The 15,420-nt window shown below is 71.8% G+C and carries 15 protein-coding genes and 1 riboswitch; of the genes, 7 read left to right on the forward strand and 8 right to left on the reverse strand.

Annotated elements, in window-relative coordinates; all coding sequences use genetic code 11:
* Window positions 1-117 precede the first annotated feature (117 nt).
* Window positions 118-1,134, forward strand: coding sequence for a YeiH family protein (locus BLT62_RS14430; RefSeq protein ID WP_083364687.1), 1,017 nt, complete (start codon window positions 118-120; stop codon window positions 1,132-1,134).
* Between the two features lie 46 nt (window positions 1,135-1,180).
* On the opposite strand, the gene BLT62_RS14435 is transcribed toward BLT62_RS14430, so the two are convergent.
* Together BLT62_RS14435 and BLT62_RS14440 are read right to left on the reverse strand one after the other, a co-directional pair.
* Window positions 1,181-1,495 carry a DMT family transporter gene (locus BLT62_RS14435; protein ID WP_083364688.1) on the reverse strand — a complete coding sequence of 105 codons (315 nt, stop codon included), beginning with the start codon at window positions 1,493-1,495 and terminating at the stop codon, window positions 1,181-1,183.
* Between the two features lie 13 nt (window positions 1,496-1,508).
* A riboswitch (guanidine-III (ykkC-III) riboswitch) is annotated at window positions 1,509-1,573 on the reverse strand.
* Window positions 1,574-1,663: 90 nt separating this feature from the next.
* Window positions 1,664-1,972: an antibiotic biosynthesis monooxygenase family protein gene (locus tag BLT62_RS14440; protein WP_083364689.1), complete on the reverse strand. Its 309-nt coding sequence runs from the start codon at window positions 1,970-1,972 to the stop codon at window positions 1,664-1,666.
* A 109-nt stretch (window positions 1,973-2,081) separates the two neighbouring features.
* On the opposite strand from BLT62_RS14440, the gene BLT62_RS14445 reads away from it, so the two are divergent.
* Window positions 2,082-2,642, forward strand: a complete 561-nt coding sequence (locus tag BLT62_RS14445) for a cysteine hydrolase family protein (RefSeq protein WP_083364690.1) — start codon at window positions 2,082-2,084, stop codon at window positions 2,640-2,642.
* Window positions 2,643-2,654: 12 nt separating this feature from the next.
* Here BLT62_RS14445 and BLT62_RS17740 read toward each other — a convergent pair whose 3' ends face one another.
* Complete coding sequence (locus BLT62_RS17740; RefSeq protein ID WP_231919225.1) at window positions 2,655-3,680, reverse strand: GNAT family N-acetyltransferase; 1,026 nt, start codon at window positions 3,678-3,680, stop codon at window positions 2,655-2,657.
* A gap of 209 nt (window positions 3,681-3,889) precedes the next feature.
* Between BLT62_RS17740 and BLT62_RS14455 the strand changes: the two genes are divergently transcribed.
* Window positions 3,890-5,350, forward strand: coding sequence for an L-serine ammonia-lyase (locus BLT62_RS14455; protein WP_083364692.1), 1,461 nt, complete (start codon window positions 3,890-3,892; stop codon window positions 5,348-5,350).
* Window positions 5,351-5,480: 130 nt separating this feature from the next.
* Here the strand turns inward: BLT62_RS14455 and BLT62_RS14460 are convergent, their stop codons facing one another.
* The 4 genes from BLT62_RS14460 to BLT62_RS14475 all read right to left on the reverse strand — a co-directional run bounded on the left by BLT62_RS14460 (window position 5,481) and on the right by BLT62_RS14475 (window position 9,484).
* Entirely contained in the window at window positions 5,481-6,851 is a 1,371-nt protein-coding gene (locus BLT62_RS14460) for an FAD-dependent oxidoreductase (RefSeq protein WP_083364693.1), read from the reverse strand.
* Window positions 6,844-7,653: a methyltransferase domain-containing protein gene (locus BLT62_RS14465; RefSeq protein ID WP_231919227.1), complete on the reverse strand. Its 810-nt coding sequence runs from the start codon at window positions 7,651-7,653 to the stop codon at window positions 6,844-6,846. The genes BLT62_RS14460 and BLT62_RS14465 overlap by 8 nt, the downstream gene beginning before the upstream one ends.
* Window positions 7,650-8,894 (reverse strand): type III polyketide synthase, encoded by a 1,245-nt coding sequence (locus BLT62_RS14470; RefSeq protein ID WP_083364694.1) that lies wholly within the window; start codon window positions 8,892-8,894, stop codon window positions 7,650-7,652. Before BLT62_RS14470 ends, BLT62_RS14465 begins: the two co-directional genes overlap by 4 nt.
* Before the next feature lie 71 nt (window positions 8,895-8,965).
* Complete coding sequence (locus BLT62_RS14475; RefSeq protein WP_083364695.1) at window positions 8,966-9,484, reverse strand: rhodanese-like domain-containing protein; 519 nt, start codon at window positions 9,482-9,484, stop codon at window positions 8,966-8,968.
* A gap of 152 nt (window positions 9,485-9,636) precedes the next feature.
* On the opposite strand from BLT62_RS14475, the gene BLT62_RS14480 reads away from it, so the two are divergent.
* From BLT62_RS14480 to BLT62_RS14490, 4 genes are all read left to right on the forward strand, one after another.
* The gene (locus tag BLT62_RS14480; protein ID WP_083364696.1) at window positions 9,637-10,215 is read left to right on the forward strand and encodes a dihydrofolate reductase family protein; all 579 of its coding nucleotides are present in this window, start codon (window positions 9,637-9,639) and stop codon (window positions 10,213-10,215) included.
* 442 nt (window positions 10,216-10,657) lie between these two features.
* Window positions 10,658-10,960: an acylphosphatase gene (locus BLT62_RS14485; RefSeq protein WP_083364697.1), complete on the forward strand. Its 303-nt coding sequence runs from the start codon at window positions 10,658-10,660 to the stop codon at window positions 10,958-10,960.
* Between the two features lie 56 nt (window positions 10,961-11,016).
* Window positions 11,017-11,169 carry a hypothetical protein gene (locus tag BLT62_RS17745; RefSeq protein ID WP_156786368.1) on the forward strand — a complete coding sequence of 51 codons (153 nt, stop codon included), beginning with the start codon at window positions 11,017-11,019 and terminating at the stop codon, window positions 11,167-11,169.
* An 81-nt stretch (window positions 11,170-11,250) separates the two neighbouring features.
* The gene (locus BLT62_RS14490) at window positions 11,251-13,545 is read left to right on the forward strand and encodes a RecQ family ATP-dependent DNA helicase (protein WP_083365501.1); all 2,295 of its coding nucleotides are present in this window, start codon (window positions 11,251-11,253) and stop codon (window positions 13,543-13,545) included.
* A 290-nt stretch (window positions 13,546-13,835) separates the two neighbouring features.
* Here BLT62_RS14490 and BLT62_RS14495 read toward each other — a convergent pair whose 3' ends face one another.
* Entirely contained in the window at window positions 13,836-15,251 is a 1,416-nt protein-coding gene (locus BLT62_RS14495; RefSeq protein WP_083364698.1) for an HNH endonuclease signature motif containing protein, read from the reverse strand.
* Window positions 15,252-15,420: the final 169 nt, after the last annotated feature.

The following is a 15,420-nucleotide window of genomic DNA, read 5'->3' on the forward strand; positions in this document are numbered from 1 at the left end:
CGCACGCGCCACACGGCGTGCAGGAATACAGGAGTAGAGCCCCGGCGGGCCAGATATGGCCTCGCCGCGGCTCTGCTCCTGTTTTTTGTCATTCCGGCATGCGGTTAGGCTCTCTAGGTGAAGTGGTTGCCCGGTATCGCACTCGCGGCTGCGGCCGCCGTCCTGTCGTGGGGAATCCACGCGCTGATCCCCGCGACCCCGCTGCTCACGGCCGCCGTCGCCCTCGGCATCATCGTCGCGCAGATCCCCGCGCTCCGGCCGGCCCTCGCCGGCCCGCTCAAGCCCGGCCTCGGGGTGGCGTCCAAGAAGTTCATGCGCCTCGGCGTCGTGCTGCTCGGGCTGAAGCTCAGCCTCGTCGACATCCTCGGCCTCGGCTGGGTGTCGATCGCGATGATCGTCGTGATCGTCGTGCTCACCTTCGTCGGCACGATCGGGCTCGGCCGCGCGCTGCGGCTGCCCGGCCACCAGCCGCTGCTGATCGCGACGGGATTCTCGATCTGCGGCGCCTCGGCGATCGGCGCGATGAGCGGCGTCGTCAAGGCCAAGGATGAGGAGACGGCGACGCCGGTCGCCCTCGTCACCCTCTGCGGAACACTGGCGATCGCGGTGCTGCCGTTGCTCTGGCATCCGCTCGGCCTCAGCAACGAGCAGTTCGGCCAGTGGGTCGGCGCGAGCGTGCACGACGTCGGCCAGGTCGTCGCGACCGCGCAGATTGCCGGCCCGGCCGCCCTCGCCGTCGCGATCGTCGTCAAGCTGACCCGCGTCGTGATGCTGGCCCCGATGGTCGCCACCGTCGCGGGCATCGAGCGCCGCAAGCACAGCGCCGCCGTCGCCCATGCCGCGGCGACCGGCGGTGAGGCCCCGGATGCCGGGGCCCGCCCGCCGATCGTGCCGCTCTTCGTCGTCGGCTTCCTCGCCGCGGTCGTCGTGCGCACCGTGTTGCCGGTGCCGGAGGTCGTGCTGGAGACGGCCGACGTGCTGCAGACGGCACTGCTCGCCATGGCTCTGTTCGGCCTCGGCTCCGCCGTGCGGCTGCGCGAGCTCGTGCTCACCGGCTGGCGCGCACTGCTGGTCGGCCTGCTCTCCTGGGCGCTGATCGCGGGACTGGCCTGGGCCGTCGTCGTCTACGTCTAGCGCCGACGACGCGGCGAGCCGGGCGGCCGGCACTACGAGCCGGCGGCTAGTCGACGAACTTGAGCCCGACGATGCAGCCGACGAGGCCCATCAGCAAGGCGATCTTCAACCAGGACACGCTCGTGTCGCCGGTGATCATGGCGTAGACGACGGTGAGCGATGCGCCGATGCCGACCCAGACGGCGTAGGCCGTCGCGGTTGAGATCCCGCGCATGGCGAGGGCGAGCCCACCCATGCTGAGCACGATGCTGATGCCGAAGATGACCGACGGCCAGAGCTTGGTGAAGCCCTCTGATTTGCCGAGCGCGGTGGCCCAGACGGCCTCGAGCACGCCGGAGACAATGAGGATGATCCATGACATGACTGTTTACTCCTGTGGCCAGTCTTGTCGCGTTCCGGGTACTGATCCCTCGTCCGGGGCCGCAGTCGGCGGCCTCAGAAAAGACTAGCAGCGCGCAGGCGGCCGGCCCTGTGCAGTCACTGTGCACGGCCGGCATCCGCCCGCCGTGGCGTCGATTCAGCCGCCGATTCAGCCGCCGAGCACGCCCTCGAGCACGCCCACGAAGTGCTCGACCACCGGGAACGGCTCATAGAAGGGGTGCAGCAGCGTGCGCCATTCCTGGTACTCCGGCGAGCCGCGAAACCCCTGCTCGTGCGCCTCCACGCTCTCCCAGCCGACCAACAGCAGGTATGTCGACGGGGACTCGATGCCGCGGGAGAGGCTGAGGTGCAGGAAACCGGGCTGCCGCTCGATCAGCGGGCGGGCCAGCGCGAAGGCCGCCTCGAACTCGGCCTCGCGGCCGGGCAACACGGGCAGCAGGGCGTGTTCCAGGATCATGCAGGCCAGCGTATCCCCTGGCCGCGATCGGCCCCGCTCGCCCGGCCCGGTGCCGTCTGACCCCGCATTGCCCCTTCCGGATGCCGCCGGCAGCCGCCATCATGGGTGCATGAGCCTCGACCCCAACGCCGCCCTCATCGTCATCGACATGCAGAAGGGCTTTGCCGACCCCGGCTGGGGCCCGCGCAACAACCCCGACTGCGAGTCGAACGTCGAGCGCCTGCTGGAGTCCTGGGCCGCATCGGCGCGCCCGGTGGTGCTCGTGCGGCACGACTCGGTCGAGGAGTCGCCGCTGAACCCGAACCACCCGGGCAACGCTCTGATGGACTTCGTGGCTGCCGCCCCGCACGAGCTGTTCGTGCGCAAAGACGTGAACTCGGCCTTCTTCGGCGAGCCCGACCTCTCCGGCTGGCTCGACGAGCGCGGCATCCAGCAGATCGTGATCTGCGGCATCCAGACCAACATGTGCGTCGAGACGACGGCCCGCATGGGCGGCAACCTCGGCTACGAGGTGCTCGTGCCGATCGACGCGACGCACACCTTCGACCTCGAGGGCCCTGGCGGCGTGCGGTTGAGCGCCGACGAGCTGTCCCGGGCCACCGCGGTCAACCTGCACGGGGGCGAGTTCGCCACCGTGCTCAGCACCGACGAGCTGCTCGAGCGCGCCTAGGCAGCGCCGGCTCTAGGCGGTGAGGGCGTAGCCGAAGCTCAGCAGCTTGAGCTGATTGCCGTTCGGGAACGTCATCACCGGCTCGCGGTCGAGCAGGCGGTCGAAGCCGACCTGTGCGTACAGCTTGTGCGCGCCGAGCATCTCGGGGCCCGAGTTCATGACCACCTGGGAGACCTGGCGCAGCCGGCCGAGCAGGAGCACGTGGCGGCTGAGCAGCTCGCCGAGGCCGCGGCGGCGGGCATCCGGGCTCACCGCGAGCAGGCGGAAGTCCATCTCGCCGGGCTGGGCGAGGTCGGTCATGGTGGCGCCATCGCGCGGGGTGGACACCGTTCCGAGCAGGGCGCCGGTCTGGGTGTCGACGGCGACCCACACCTGGTGCTCGGCGGCACGGCCGGCGACGTCGACGATCGACGCGCGGTAGGAGTCGTTCAGGGTGTAGTCGTGGGAATAGGCACGCTCAGAGAGGCTCGCGACGGCATCCACCTCGTCGTCGTGTATCAGGCGCACGAGCACCTCGTCGGGGCTCTGCTGCAGTGGGTATCGGTAGACGACGAGCGAGGCGGCGCGGCCGGTGCCGTCGATAACGGCCTCCCGCTCGAATCCGAGGCGCTCGTAGAGGCGCTGGGCCGTCAGGTTGAGCTCGCCCGTGTCGAGCACGAGGGCCGTGGCGCCCCATTCCAGGGCGACCTCGAGGCTGGCGCGCATCAGGGCGTCGCCGATGCCGGCGCCGCGCGCCTCGGGGGCGACGGCGAGCAGGCGGATTTCGGCCTCGCCGGCGCTGGCGCGGCGGGCGTACGGGGTGCCGGCACGCAGAACGCTGGCGGTGCCGACGAGGGCGCCGTCTTCGTTCAGGGCGACGAGCAGGGTTCCGGATGCCGCACGGCCGGCAGCGTCGAGCGAGAACGCGCGGCGCTCAGCGCTGACGGGCAGGTGACCGTAGGGGCCGACGAGGAAGGCGCTCTCGGTGAGCTGACCGATTGCGGCGGCCTCGGAGTCGAGGGCGGGCCGGATGGTCAGGGAAGAAGGTGCGAACGTCACTGAATCCAGTGTACCGGGGCGTAATGAATCGCAATAATCGGCGAAGTGGTTGACGGTGGGAGCGCCGCGGGGTTCAACCGTTGCCATCGCGCCGAGAACGCCGCGTTCGCGCACCCCGGCCACGAAAAGTGCCGCCCACCGGGTGAATACGCACGAATCTGCGATTCGATGCCACACTCCTGCGCGCCGCGCTCTCTACGATGAGAGGCGTGACAGCGTTCGTCTCAGCCCTCGATCTCTTCTCGATCGGCATTGGCCCGTCCAGTTCCCATACGGTCGGCCCGATGCGGGCTGCCCTCGACTTCGCCGGCCGTCTCGGGCCCGGCACCCTGGAGAGCGTCGACCGCATTTCGTGCGTGCTCTTCGGCTCGCTCGGTGCCACCGGCATCGGCCACGGCACCCCGGATGCCATCGTCGCGGGTCTGGCCGGGCTGCGCCCGGAGGACTGCGACCCCGCCGCGGTGCGCGGCGCCTGGAGCACGTTGCCGCGGGCAGCCGATGGTGCGGGCACCGTGCTGCTGGGCGGTTCCCGGCCCGTCGCGATCACCCGCGACGACATCACCTTCGCGCCGTTCACCCGCCTGCCCGGGCACCCGAATGCCATGACGTTGCACGCCTGGGCGCGCGATGCCGCCGGCACGGAGCGCGAGCTGCTGCACGAGACGTACTACTCGGTGGGCGGTGGCTTCATCCGCCGGGCCAGCGAGGATGCCGGCGGAGCGGCCTCGCTCGCGGGCGGCTCCCGTTCGGCGGCGGCGGCGCCCGGCATGAGGCGGGCGACCGCGGCGGCCACGGCCCGGCATCCGCTGCCCTACTCCAGCTCGGCCGAGCTGCTCGCCCTGTGCGAGGAGCAGGGTGTCGGGCTCTGCGACATCGCACGCGCCAACGAGGAGGCGCTGCACGGGCGCGAGGCGCTGGATGCGGGACTCGACGCCATCTGGGCGGCCATGCACAGCTGCGTGGAGACCGGGCTCGTCACACCGGGCGTTCTGCCCGGCGGCCTCGGCGTCAAGCGCCGCGCCCCCCTCGTGCGCGAGCAGCTCGACGCGCACGATTGCCAGCCGGTGCGCGAGCGCGACACCTCCACCGAGTGGCTGCACGCCTTCGCCCTCGCCGTCAACGAGGAGAACGCCTCGGGCGGCCGGGTCGTCACGGCGCCGACCAACGGTGCGGCCGGCATCATCCCGGCGGTCGCGCACTACTATCTGCGTTTCGTGCCGGGGGCGTCGCCGGAGGGCATCCGCAACTTCCTGCTGACAGCGGCCGCGATCGGCTCGCTGGTGAAGGCCAACGCGTCCATCTCGGGGGCGGAGGGCGGCTGCCAGGCCGAGGTCGGCTCCGCGTGCGCGATGGCCGCCGGCGCCCTCTGCGGCGTGCTCGGCGGCACGCCGCGCCAGGTGGAGAACGCGGCCGAGATCGCAATGGAGCACCATCTCGGCCTCACCTGCGACCCGGTTGGCGGGCTGGTGCAGGTGCCGTGCATCGAGCGCAACGCGATCGCCGCGTCGACCGCGGTGTCGGCTGCCCGGCTCGCCCTCCTGGGCGACGGCACCCACCTGGTCTCGCTCGACACGGTGATCGAGACGATGCGCCAGACCGGCCTCGACATGATGACGAAGTACAAGGAGACCAGCGAGGGCGGGCTCGCCGTCAACGTTATCGAGTGCTGAGCCCTGCTCTGTGGGCTGATGCCGCGCGAAAACACAGGACCAGAGCGGCGCGACCCCTCCCTGGAGGCGTCACGGGCGTCTCCTCCTGTTTTTGTGTGCGCCGGCTACTGCGGTCTTCGGATGCCGGGGCTCAGAGCCCGCGCATGGTGAACGCCTGCGCCAGCAGCGCCCGGAACGGCGGCCGGGCCAGCAGCCGCACGAGCGCGTTGCGCGCTGCGAGGCGGCTGCCGCGCGCCGGCCGCCCGACGCCCATGTTGAACGAGGCCTGCAGCACGGTGCGGCGGGCGGCACAGCCGCGGCGGGCGCTGTAGTCGGCGAGGGCGCGGGAGCCCAGCGCGTGCCCGCCGCGCACGCCCAGCTCGAGGGCTGGGGCGAGGGCTGCGGCATCCAGCCAGCCGAGGTTCATGCCCTGGCCGCCGATCGGGCTCACCTCGTGCGCCGCGTCGCCGAGCAGGGCGACACGGCCGGCCGCCATGGTGCCGGCCCGGTGCTGCCGCACGGCGAACGCGCTGATCGAGCGGGCGGTGCGCTGCGCGTTGTCATGGTCGCTGTCGTGGGCGTGGTTGTCGTCGTTCCCGGCGGTGGCGGCTGCCGCGTCCAGCACGATTCCGGTGCGCTGCCGCACGATGGCGGCGAGCTCGTCGGCCGTCGCCTCCGGGCGCAATCGCCCGGTGAGCACCACCCAGCGGCGCCAGCCGCCCGGCAGCGGGAAGGACTCGACGACTCCCTCGCGCTCGAAGGCGAGCAGCGCGGTCGTCGCCATGTGCGGCGCGGCCATCGGGCTGCCCCGCACGCCCGACCGCGCGGGCCCGCTCTGCTCGCTGCGGAAATCGCCCATCAGGTACGGCTGCGCGTCGCCGACCGCGCGCCAGCTGATGCCCAGGTACTCGCGGACGCGGCTCCGCGCGCCGTCAGCACCGACGGCGTAGCGCGCCCGCAGCCCGGCGCCTGCGGCCAGCCGCACCTGCACGATGTCTTCCCGCTGCGAGAGCGCGACGACGCGCGCGCCGCGGCGCACCGGGTCGCGGCCGTCGCAGAGCTCGGTGAGCCGTTCGCGGAGCAGCCGCTCCGTGTCCCGCTGCGGCAGGGCAAGCACGAAGGGGTAGCGGCCGGCCGCCTCGCTGATGTCGAGCCCGCCGAGGACCTCGCCGTCGCACCATGCCTCCCCGCGGAAGATCGGGGTCCCGGCGGAGACGGCCGCGTCGGCGAGCCCGAGCTGGGCGAGCACGGCGAGGCCGGGCGGGTGGATGCCGATCGCTCGGGAGTGCTCAGAGGCCTGCTCGCGCGCCTCGAGCACGACGACGCTCAGCCCCCGCTGCACCAGCAGGCAGGCGAGGAGCAGCCCGACCGGGCCGGCGCCGACGACTGCGACGTCCACGACCTCTGCGTCCGCTGCGTCTGTGGCGTCCGGGGCGGCCGTTGCGTCCGCGGCGTCAGTCGCGCGAGCTGCGTCTGGGGCCTCCGGGGCCGTGTCGGTGCCCGGGTCTAGCGTGTCAGACATCGGGACCAGCCCAGGTGAGCAGGTAGCGGAAGTGGCTCTGCGGCAGGACCGACCAGCCCGGCGGCAGGGCGGCCTGCAGCTCGGCCGGCCGGTAACTGCGGCGAATGGAGGTGAGGCCATCGGCACGGATGTACGAGCGATTCAAGAGGTTGCGGGCGAACGGCAGCGTGCCCAGCGCGAATCCCGCGTAGGCCAGGGCGCTCCGGGTGATGTCGCTGTGCAGCGCGCGCGGCAGCCGCCGGCCGTTCGGGCCGACAGCGTTGCCTGGGCTTGTGGGGTCGGACGCCGGCCGCACCAGCCGCTCGCTGTCGAAGAGCAGGCCGCCGAGCTCGGCGGGGGTGAGGTGGTGCAGCATGTGGTTGGAGATCACCAGGTCGAACTGGGCGCCCTCGGCGACGAGCTCGGAGCTGAATGCGCGCCGGAACTCCACACCGCCGACGCCGGGCTGCAACCGGGCCGGGTGGCGCAACACGAGCTGGCGCCGGGCGAACTCGTCGGCCCGGGCATCCGGGTCGATGGCCGTGATCTGCAGGCGCAGGCCGTCGTTGGTGGCCCAGTGGGCCAGCGAGAGGGGCAGGTCACCGCCGCCGGCGCCGATGTCGAGCAGCGTCGTGTCACGGGTCGCCGAGAGGTGCGGCCGGACGAAGCGGCGGTAGATGTCGCGCCACCCGGAGACGGCGGCGTTGACCAGGCGAAACTGCTCGTAGGTGCGCGCCAGCGTCTCCGGGTCGGCGTCGGCGGCGTCCATGAGCTCGGTGGCGTCCGTCGCCCTCGAGCGCAGCGGCCAACCCCAGCGGGTCACGTCGTCAGTACCGAAGCTGCGGCGGGCTGCGGGGCGGCCGCATTCGCCTCGGTGTTCGCCCCGGCAGCCGTCGGCGCCTCCGCGGCCTGTGGAACCCGCACCCCGGCCACGGTCAGCAGCGCCGTCTCGACGGTGAGCCCCGGCCCGAACGCCATCGCGAGCACCCGCTCGCCCTCGGCCGTCGCGGGTGCCTCCAAGATCTTCTTCAGCACGAACAGCACCGTCGCACTCGACATGTTGCCGAAGTCGCGCAGCGTCTCGCGGGCCGGCACCAACTGCGCCTCGCTGAGGCCGAGCTTCTGCTCGACCTTGTCGAGGATGCTGCGCCCGCCCGGATGGATCGCCCAGTGCTGCACGCTCTGCCCGGCGGCCCCGGCGGCGAGCGCCGCGGCGAGCACCGGCTCGGGGGCGAACAGGGGGGCAAGCGCGCCGCCGATGTGCTCGTCGATGATGTGCGGCACGTAGCTGGAGAGCACCATCTCGAAGCCGTTGTCTCCGATGCGCCAGGCCATGTCGCCCTCGCCGACGGGGGTGATCACGGTCTCGGAGCGGTCGAGCACGAATGCGAGCTCGCCGTCCGCCGGTGGGCGCGAGCTGACGATGCCGGCGGCCGCGCCGTCGGCGAACAGCGAGGAGGCGACGATCTCGTCCGGGTCGTTCGAGCTGCGCAGGTGCAGCGTGCAGAGCTCGGCGCTGACGACCAGCACGACGGCGTCCGGATCGGCCTCGACGAACTGCCGGGCGGTGCGCAGAGCCGGCATGGCCGCGTAGCAGCCCATGAATCCCAGGTGGTAGCGCTGAACGGATGCCGCCAGCCCCAGCTGGCGCACCAGCATGTAGTCGGGCCCGGGCTGGTAGAACCCGGTGCACGAGACCGTGATGACGTGGGTGACGTCGGCGGCCTCGACGCCGGGGCAGGCTGCGAGCGAGCGCCGTGCGGCCTCGACGAAGAGCAGTGTCGCCTGGTCGGCGTAGAGCTCGTTGCGCACCTTGGTGCCCGGGCTGAGCAACAGCCCCGTCTCGGCGTCGAAGAACTGGTGCTCGCCCGGGGATTGCTCCAGCGAGAGCTCCTCGATCACCGAGTATCGAGTCTCGATTCCGGAGGAGTTGAAGGCCGTGCTGACCAGGCGTTGGCCGAGCCGGCCGAGGCCGGGCTGGCTGGCGAAGACGTCACGCACCTCCTCCTGCACCAGCACGGTGGGGGGAACAGCGGTCTGCAGTGCGCGAAGCGTCACATCCATGGTTCATAGTAGGCGCGCAGTCCGGTGGGGCACAGAAGAAAATCGGAATGTTCCCAGCCTCGGCGCGCGCGTTAGCAGTCGCAGCGGATGCCGGCGGCCCCCGTGCCCGCCGAGACCGGGCCGACCAGCGGGTCCACCGGACCGGCTGCGGTGCCGGCATCCGTCTCCACCGGGTAGCCCTCCCTGGCCCAGTACTCGAAGCCGCCGATCATCTCGCGCACCGCGTAGCCCTGCAGGGCGAGAGCGAGGGCCGCCTTGGTGCTGCCGTTGCATCCGGGGCTCCAGCAGTAGACGACGACGTTCGTCCCGGCGGGCAGGAGCGCCGCGGCCCCGCCGGCGATCCGGGCGGTCGGCAGGTGCACGGCCCCGGCTGCGCGGCCCTGCGCCCAGGCCGCATCGCTGCGGGTGTCGACCAGCACGAAGCTCTGGGCGCCCGCTTCGAGCTCGGCCCAGACGTCGGAGGCGTCGGTCTCGAAAGCGAGCTTCGCCCGGAGGTGGGCGATGGTCTCGGTCGGGCTGGCGGCCGGCTCCGCACCGAAGATGGGCGCGACGGGGGACACAGAGGACGCAGTGGGCTGGCTGGCTGTCATGCGCCCATGATGCCGGATGACGCCGGCGGGCGCCGCCAACGCTTGACAGCGTGTTGGCCCCGACCTAGGTTCGCCACTGCCGGGTGTCCCGGGCGGATGCCGCGGCATCCGCCCGTCGCGCCGAACCGGCGGCTCAGAGAGGGAGAAGGACCATGAGGATTGTGAGCCTGGGGATGCAGATCACCCTGGACGGTTTTGTCGCCGGGCCGGAGGGCGAACTGGACTGGGCGATGGAGCGGCTCGACGATGAACTGTTCGCCCACCAGGAGGTGCTGATGCAGGGCTCCGACACGATGCTGCTCGGACGGGTGAACTACCTCGACCAGGCCGCCTACTGGCCGACGGCCACGGAGCCGCTGGCGAAGATCCTGAATGCCCAGCAGAAGATCGTCTTCTCGACCACGCTGAAGAGCGTGGACTGGGAGAACTCGCGCCTGGCCACGGCGTCGCCGGCCAAGGAGATCGCCGCCCTGCGCGCCGCGAAGGGGACGGCGATCAGCGTCGCCGGCGGCTCCCGCTTCGCCCAGTCGCTGTTCCGCGAGCACCTGATTGACGAGGTGCGCCTGTACGTGCACCCGATCGCGCTCGGCCACGGCATCCCGCTTTTCGCCGAGCAGATCAAGCTCGAGCTGACCGGCACGCGCCGCTTCGCCAACGGCACCCTGCTGAACAGCTACCGCGACCCGCTCTCCGCGGCGTCCAAGGCGGGCGCGACGACTCCGGCCGACTGAGAGTCGAACGGCGCAAGCTCCCTCGAGCCAACGGGAGGGGTGTCTACCCGCTTCACTCAGCGATGCAGTTCGCAGAGCAACTGACTCTTAACCAGTGGATTCCCGGTTCGCGCAGCGTCGAGAGATCCGAGCCAACGGGAACTCCCCACGGCGGATCGAGGGAGCGAGGAACGAGCGACCGAAGCCGCACAGCCACCACGACCAGGCAGGCACCCGGATGTTGGCTTCGGTCGCAAGCTCCCTCGAGCCAACGGGAACTCCCCACGGCGGCTCGAGGGAGCGAGGAACGAGCGACCGAAGCCGCGCAGCCACCGCGACCAGGCCGGCTCAGGTCGTTGGCTTCGGTCGCAAGCTCCCTCGAGCCAACGGGAGGAAAGCGAGCCAACGGCGAGGGAAGCGAGCCAACGGCGAGGGGGACGCGGGGCGAGCGTAGGATGCCGACATGAACCAGCCTCCCGGCGACCAGGTTGCGAAGCACGTCCTCGTGCACGGCCTCGTGCAGGGCGTCGGCTTCCGCTACACCGCCCGCGCCGAGGCGGAACGCCTCGGCGTCGCCGGCTGGGTGCGCAACCGCTCTGACGGCGCCGTCGAGGCCGAGGTCCGCGGCGACGCCGAGGCGGTGGCGCGCATGCTGGACTGGCTTGGTCGCGGGCCGCTCGGATCCGACGTCTCGTCGATCGAGGTCAGCGACGCACCCGACGCCACGCCGCGGCATCCGTTTGCAGAATTTCGCATCCTTCCGTGATGCGGCGCTCAGCGCGCGCTCGGCGATTGCCCAGCAACCGGATTTAGCCTGATCGCATGACCCAGGAAATGTGGTGGATCCTCCTGTCGGCATCCGGGCTTCTCGTGCCCATGCTGCTCGGCCTCGTCGCCCCCAGACGCCGCGCCGTTCCGGTGCGGGTCGCGCGTCAGGCCGACGCCCGCCGCGACGCCGACAGCTTCTCCCGCTAGCTCCGCCTTCTTCGGCCGCGCGCTTTGCTGTGTGCGGGGCACGATGTCAGCGACGTCTGTCAGGCTGTAGCCGTGAACAACATGCAGAACGCAGACGTGCAAGACACAGACGTGCAGAACGCCGTGCAGAACGCCGAGCAGCCCGCCGCCGCCTACTCCCCCGACTCTGGTGCCGGCGGCATCCGCCCCGCCGCCCTCGCAGCGCTGCGCGCCCTCGTCGGCCGGCCCGACGCCGACTTCCACGACGGGCAGTTCGAGGCGATCCAGGCCCTCGTCGCCGAGCGCCGCCGCGCCCTCGTCGTGCAGCGCACCGGCTGGGGCAAGTCCGCGGTCTACTTCGTCGCCACCAAGCTTCTGCGCGACGCCGGAGCCGGCCCCACCATCCTCGTCTCGCCATTGCTCGCCCTCATGCGCGACCAGGTCGCCGCCGCCGCCCGCGCCGGGGTGCGCGCCGTCTCGATCAACTCCGCCAACGCCCACGAGTGGGGCGCCGTGCTCGAGCAACTGCGCGCCGACGAGGTCGACGTGCTGCTCGTCTCCCCCGAGCGCCTGAACAACCCGCGCTTCCGCGACGAGCAGCTGCCCGCGCTGATCGACCGGGTCGGCCTGCTCGTCGTCGACGAGGCGCACTGCATCAGCGACTGGGGCCACGACTTCCGCCCCGACTACCGGCGCCTGCGCGAGCTGATCGCCGAGATGCCGGCCGGCGTGCCCGTGCTCGCGACGACGGCGACCGCCAACAGCCGAGTGGTGACGGATGTCGCCGAGCAGCTCTCCGTGGCCGCCTCGCACGGCGACCCGGCCGACGCCGCCCCGGTGCTCACCATCCGCGGCCCGCTCGCCCGCGCCTCGCTGCGCCTCGGCGTGCTGCGCCTGCCCGACGCGAAGGCGCGCCTGGCCTGGCTGCTCAGTCACCTGGCCGAGTTGCCCGGCAGCGGCATCATCTACTCGCTGACCGTCGCCGCCGCCGAGGACACCGCTCGGCTGCTGCGTGAGGCCGGCCACGCCGTCTACGCCTACACCGGGCAGACCGACACCGACGAGCGGGAGGCGCTCGAGGGCCAGCTCAAGCGCAATGAGCTCAAGGCGCTCGTCGCCACCAGCGCGCTCGGCATGGGCTTCGACAAGCCCGACCTCGGCTTCGTGCTGCACCTCGGCGCGCCCTCCTCCCCCGTCGCCTACTACCAGCAGGTCGGCCGCGCCGGCCGCGCCACCGACAACGCCGACGTTCTGTTGCTGCCCGGCATCGAGGACGAAGCTATCTGGACGTACTTCGCCACCTCATCCATGCCCGACGAGGAGAAGGCTCAGGCCGTGTTGACCGCGCTCGCGCAGAGCGAGCGGCCCCTCTCCACCCCGGCACTGGAGTCGATCGTCGACCTGCGCCGCTCCCGGCTGGAACTGCTGCTCAAGGTGCTCGACGTCGACGGCGCCGTGCGCCGGGTGCAGGGCGGCTGGAGCTCCACCGGGCAGCCGTGGGTCTACGACCGGGAGCGCTATGCCCGCATCGCCGCCGAGCGCGTCGCCGAGCAGCGCTCCATGATCGAGTACGAGCGCACCACGGAGTGCCGGATGGCGTTCCTGCAGCGTGCCCTCGACGACGACACCGCGGTGCCGTGCGGGCGCTGCGACAACTGTGCGGGAATTTGGTACCCGGCTGATGTGGCCGCGGATGCCGCGGCCAGCGCCAGCGCTTCCCTCGATCGGGTCGGCGTGGCCATCGAGCCGCGTGCCCAGTGGCCCACCGGGGTGGCCTCGCTCGGCGTGCCGGTGAAGGGCAACATCCCGCCCGGCGAGCGGCTGGAGCCCGGCCGGGCGCTGGCCCGGCTGAGCGACCTCGGCTGGGGCGGCCCGCTGCGGGCGATCTTCGCCCCGAGCGCCGCCGAGCAGGAGGCGTTTCGACAGGCTCAACCAGCGGGAGAGTATGACTCCCCCCACGGTGCCAACCCGAGCGACGCTCCGGCGACCCCGGCGCTGCTGCAGGCCTGTGTGCGGGTGCTCGCCGAGTGGGGCTGGGAGGAGCGCCCGGCTGCGGTCGTCGCGATGCCGTCGCGTCGGCATCCGCAGCTCGTCGGCTCAGTGGCGCAGGCCATCTCGGAGCGCGGCAGACTGCCGCTGCTCGGCACCCTGGACTGGGCCAACGGGGGCCCGACCGGGGGCTCCGGCGGCAACAGCGCCTACCGGCTCTCCAACGTCTGGGACCGTTTCGCCGTCGGACCTGAGCTCGCCGCCGCACTGGAACAGTACGCCGGCCGCCCCATCCTGCTCGTTGACGACATCGCCGACAGCCGGTGGACCCTGACCATTGCCGGCCGGCTGCTGCGTCAGCACGGAGCCGGCGCGGTGCTGCCGTTCACCCTGGCACTGCAGGCCTGACCAGGCCGCGCCGCACAGGGCCAGGCACAGACACAGGCACAGGCACAGGCGGCGCCTAGGCCGTGTCTCGTCATACCCTCGTCCAGAACGCGCTCACCCGGAAGACAGCCAGGTAACGATCATGACCGGGCGAACCTGTCGAAGTGAGTGGCGGGATCACACCGCTGGTTCACATCGACGAGAACAGACCAGCCGGGTCGAGGTCCTGCAGGACTCACTCATCTAGTAGATCTCGGGCACGGGCTCGGCAGTTGACTGGTGGGCGGGTGTTGTTCGACTCGACCGGCGGCCTACTCGACGAGCACGGGCTGGCGCTCGCGCTGTTCCAGCAGGTCGGCCAGCTGGGTGCGGGACTTCGTCGATCTTCGCCACGGCGTCCCGGCGTCGGTGCGGCCGTTCCGCAGCCAGGGCGGCGGTTTCACGTGCGGGACGCCGTCGATCATCAGGATCCGCCAGCCGCTCGTCTCGATGGTGCGGTGGTGGAACCAGCAGAGGAGGACCCCGTTGCACACCTCGGTCTCGCCGCCGTCCCGGTACGCGATGACGTGGTGGATCTCCGACCAGGCCGCGGGGATGGTGCAGCCGGGGATGATGCAGCCGCCGTCGCGGAGGCTGATCGCCCGCCGCTGCTGCGCGTTGAACACCCGGTCGGTGCTGCTCAAACTGATCAGGCGGCCGTCGTCGTCGATCAACGCATGCTGGAGGCCGCCGGCGCACACGAACTGCTCAATCGCCCGCAGGGAGATCGGCGCCTCGCAGCCCTCGATGAACCCGGCGCCGCTGCCGGCGGCGAGGTCGGCCTGCCGCACCGAGACCAGCACCGTCGGCGCAGCGCCGCCCATCGTCGGGGCGGCGGCGCTGCGGGCGGCGCCGTCGATCAGGCTCGCGAAGACGTCGTGCCGGGCCTGCGCGGTCGCGCGGGGGTCCTTCGGCTGGTCCGGGTCGGCGTCGGTGAAGGTGGGCTTCGAGCGCGGGCTCAGGTAGGCGTTCAGCAGGGTCTCGAACTTCGCGTCGATCTCGGGCAACAGCGCCATCTTGCGGTGGACCAGGCCGTCCCGGGTGAGGCCGCCGCTGATGCCGCGGGCGGCCATGGCCCGTTCTTCGGCCGGGATCGTGCCGTCCTCGTCGAGGACGCTCTCCCAGACGCGGGCCTGCCCGCGCACCTCGTCCGCCGCGAACGGCAGCGGCGACTCCAGGGTCGGGCCGGTCGCCGCGGCGACGAGGGCGGTCTCGGCGTGTTCGACGTTGAGGTCGCCGACCCGGGACCGGATCGGGTCGAGGGTGTCGACGATCGCCAGGGCGCTGTCGTAGCCGAGGACGCCGGACCGGAGTGCTGCGGCAGTTTCGGGGAACGCGGCGGGGAGTGTGTCGCCGCTCAAAGCGGTGCGGGGCCTCGTGGCCGCGCCGAGCCGCATCCGCTGGGTGATCGTGCGCTCGGAGGCGAGCGTGGTCCGGGCGAGGAGCTCGACCCCGTTGCGGCAGCCCTTCCTGGCCGACAGCCGGTCCTCGCCGAGCTCCCGGCGGGAGCGGAACGCCACCTCCCCGGCCACCCTCAGCCGGAGGGAATCGGCGAGCCGGCCGACGGCCTCGGCCGCCGCGGTGAGCTCGAGCAGGGCGTCATCGCGCAGCATCCGCTCATCGGATCCGGCGAGTGCGCGGGCCAGGAGAGACTGTGCCTCCGCCAGCTGCCCCGCCGCGATTCCCATGCTCCTATTCTACGGCGGAAAGCAAGGGTTTGACGAAGAAAATCCCTGATGTGGATAACTTTCCGCGGAATGTCGGTGGGCTGCGGTAGCGTCGGAAGTGGCGCCGCGTTCGGGCTGGAAACCGGGCTTCGGTCGCTCGTTCCTCGCTCCCTCAGCCGACGTGGGGAGA

This window comes from Microterricola viridarii, from assembly GCF_900104895.1.
Classification (GTDB): domain Bacteria; phylum Actinomycetota; class Actinomycetes; order Actinomycetales; family Microbacteriaceae; genus Microterricola; species Microterricola viridarii.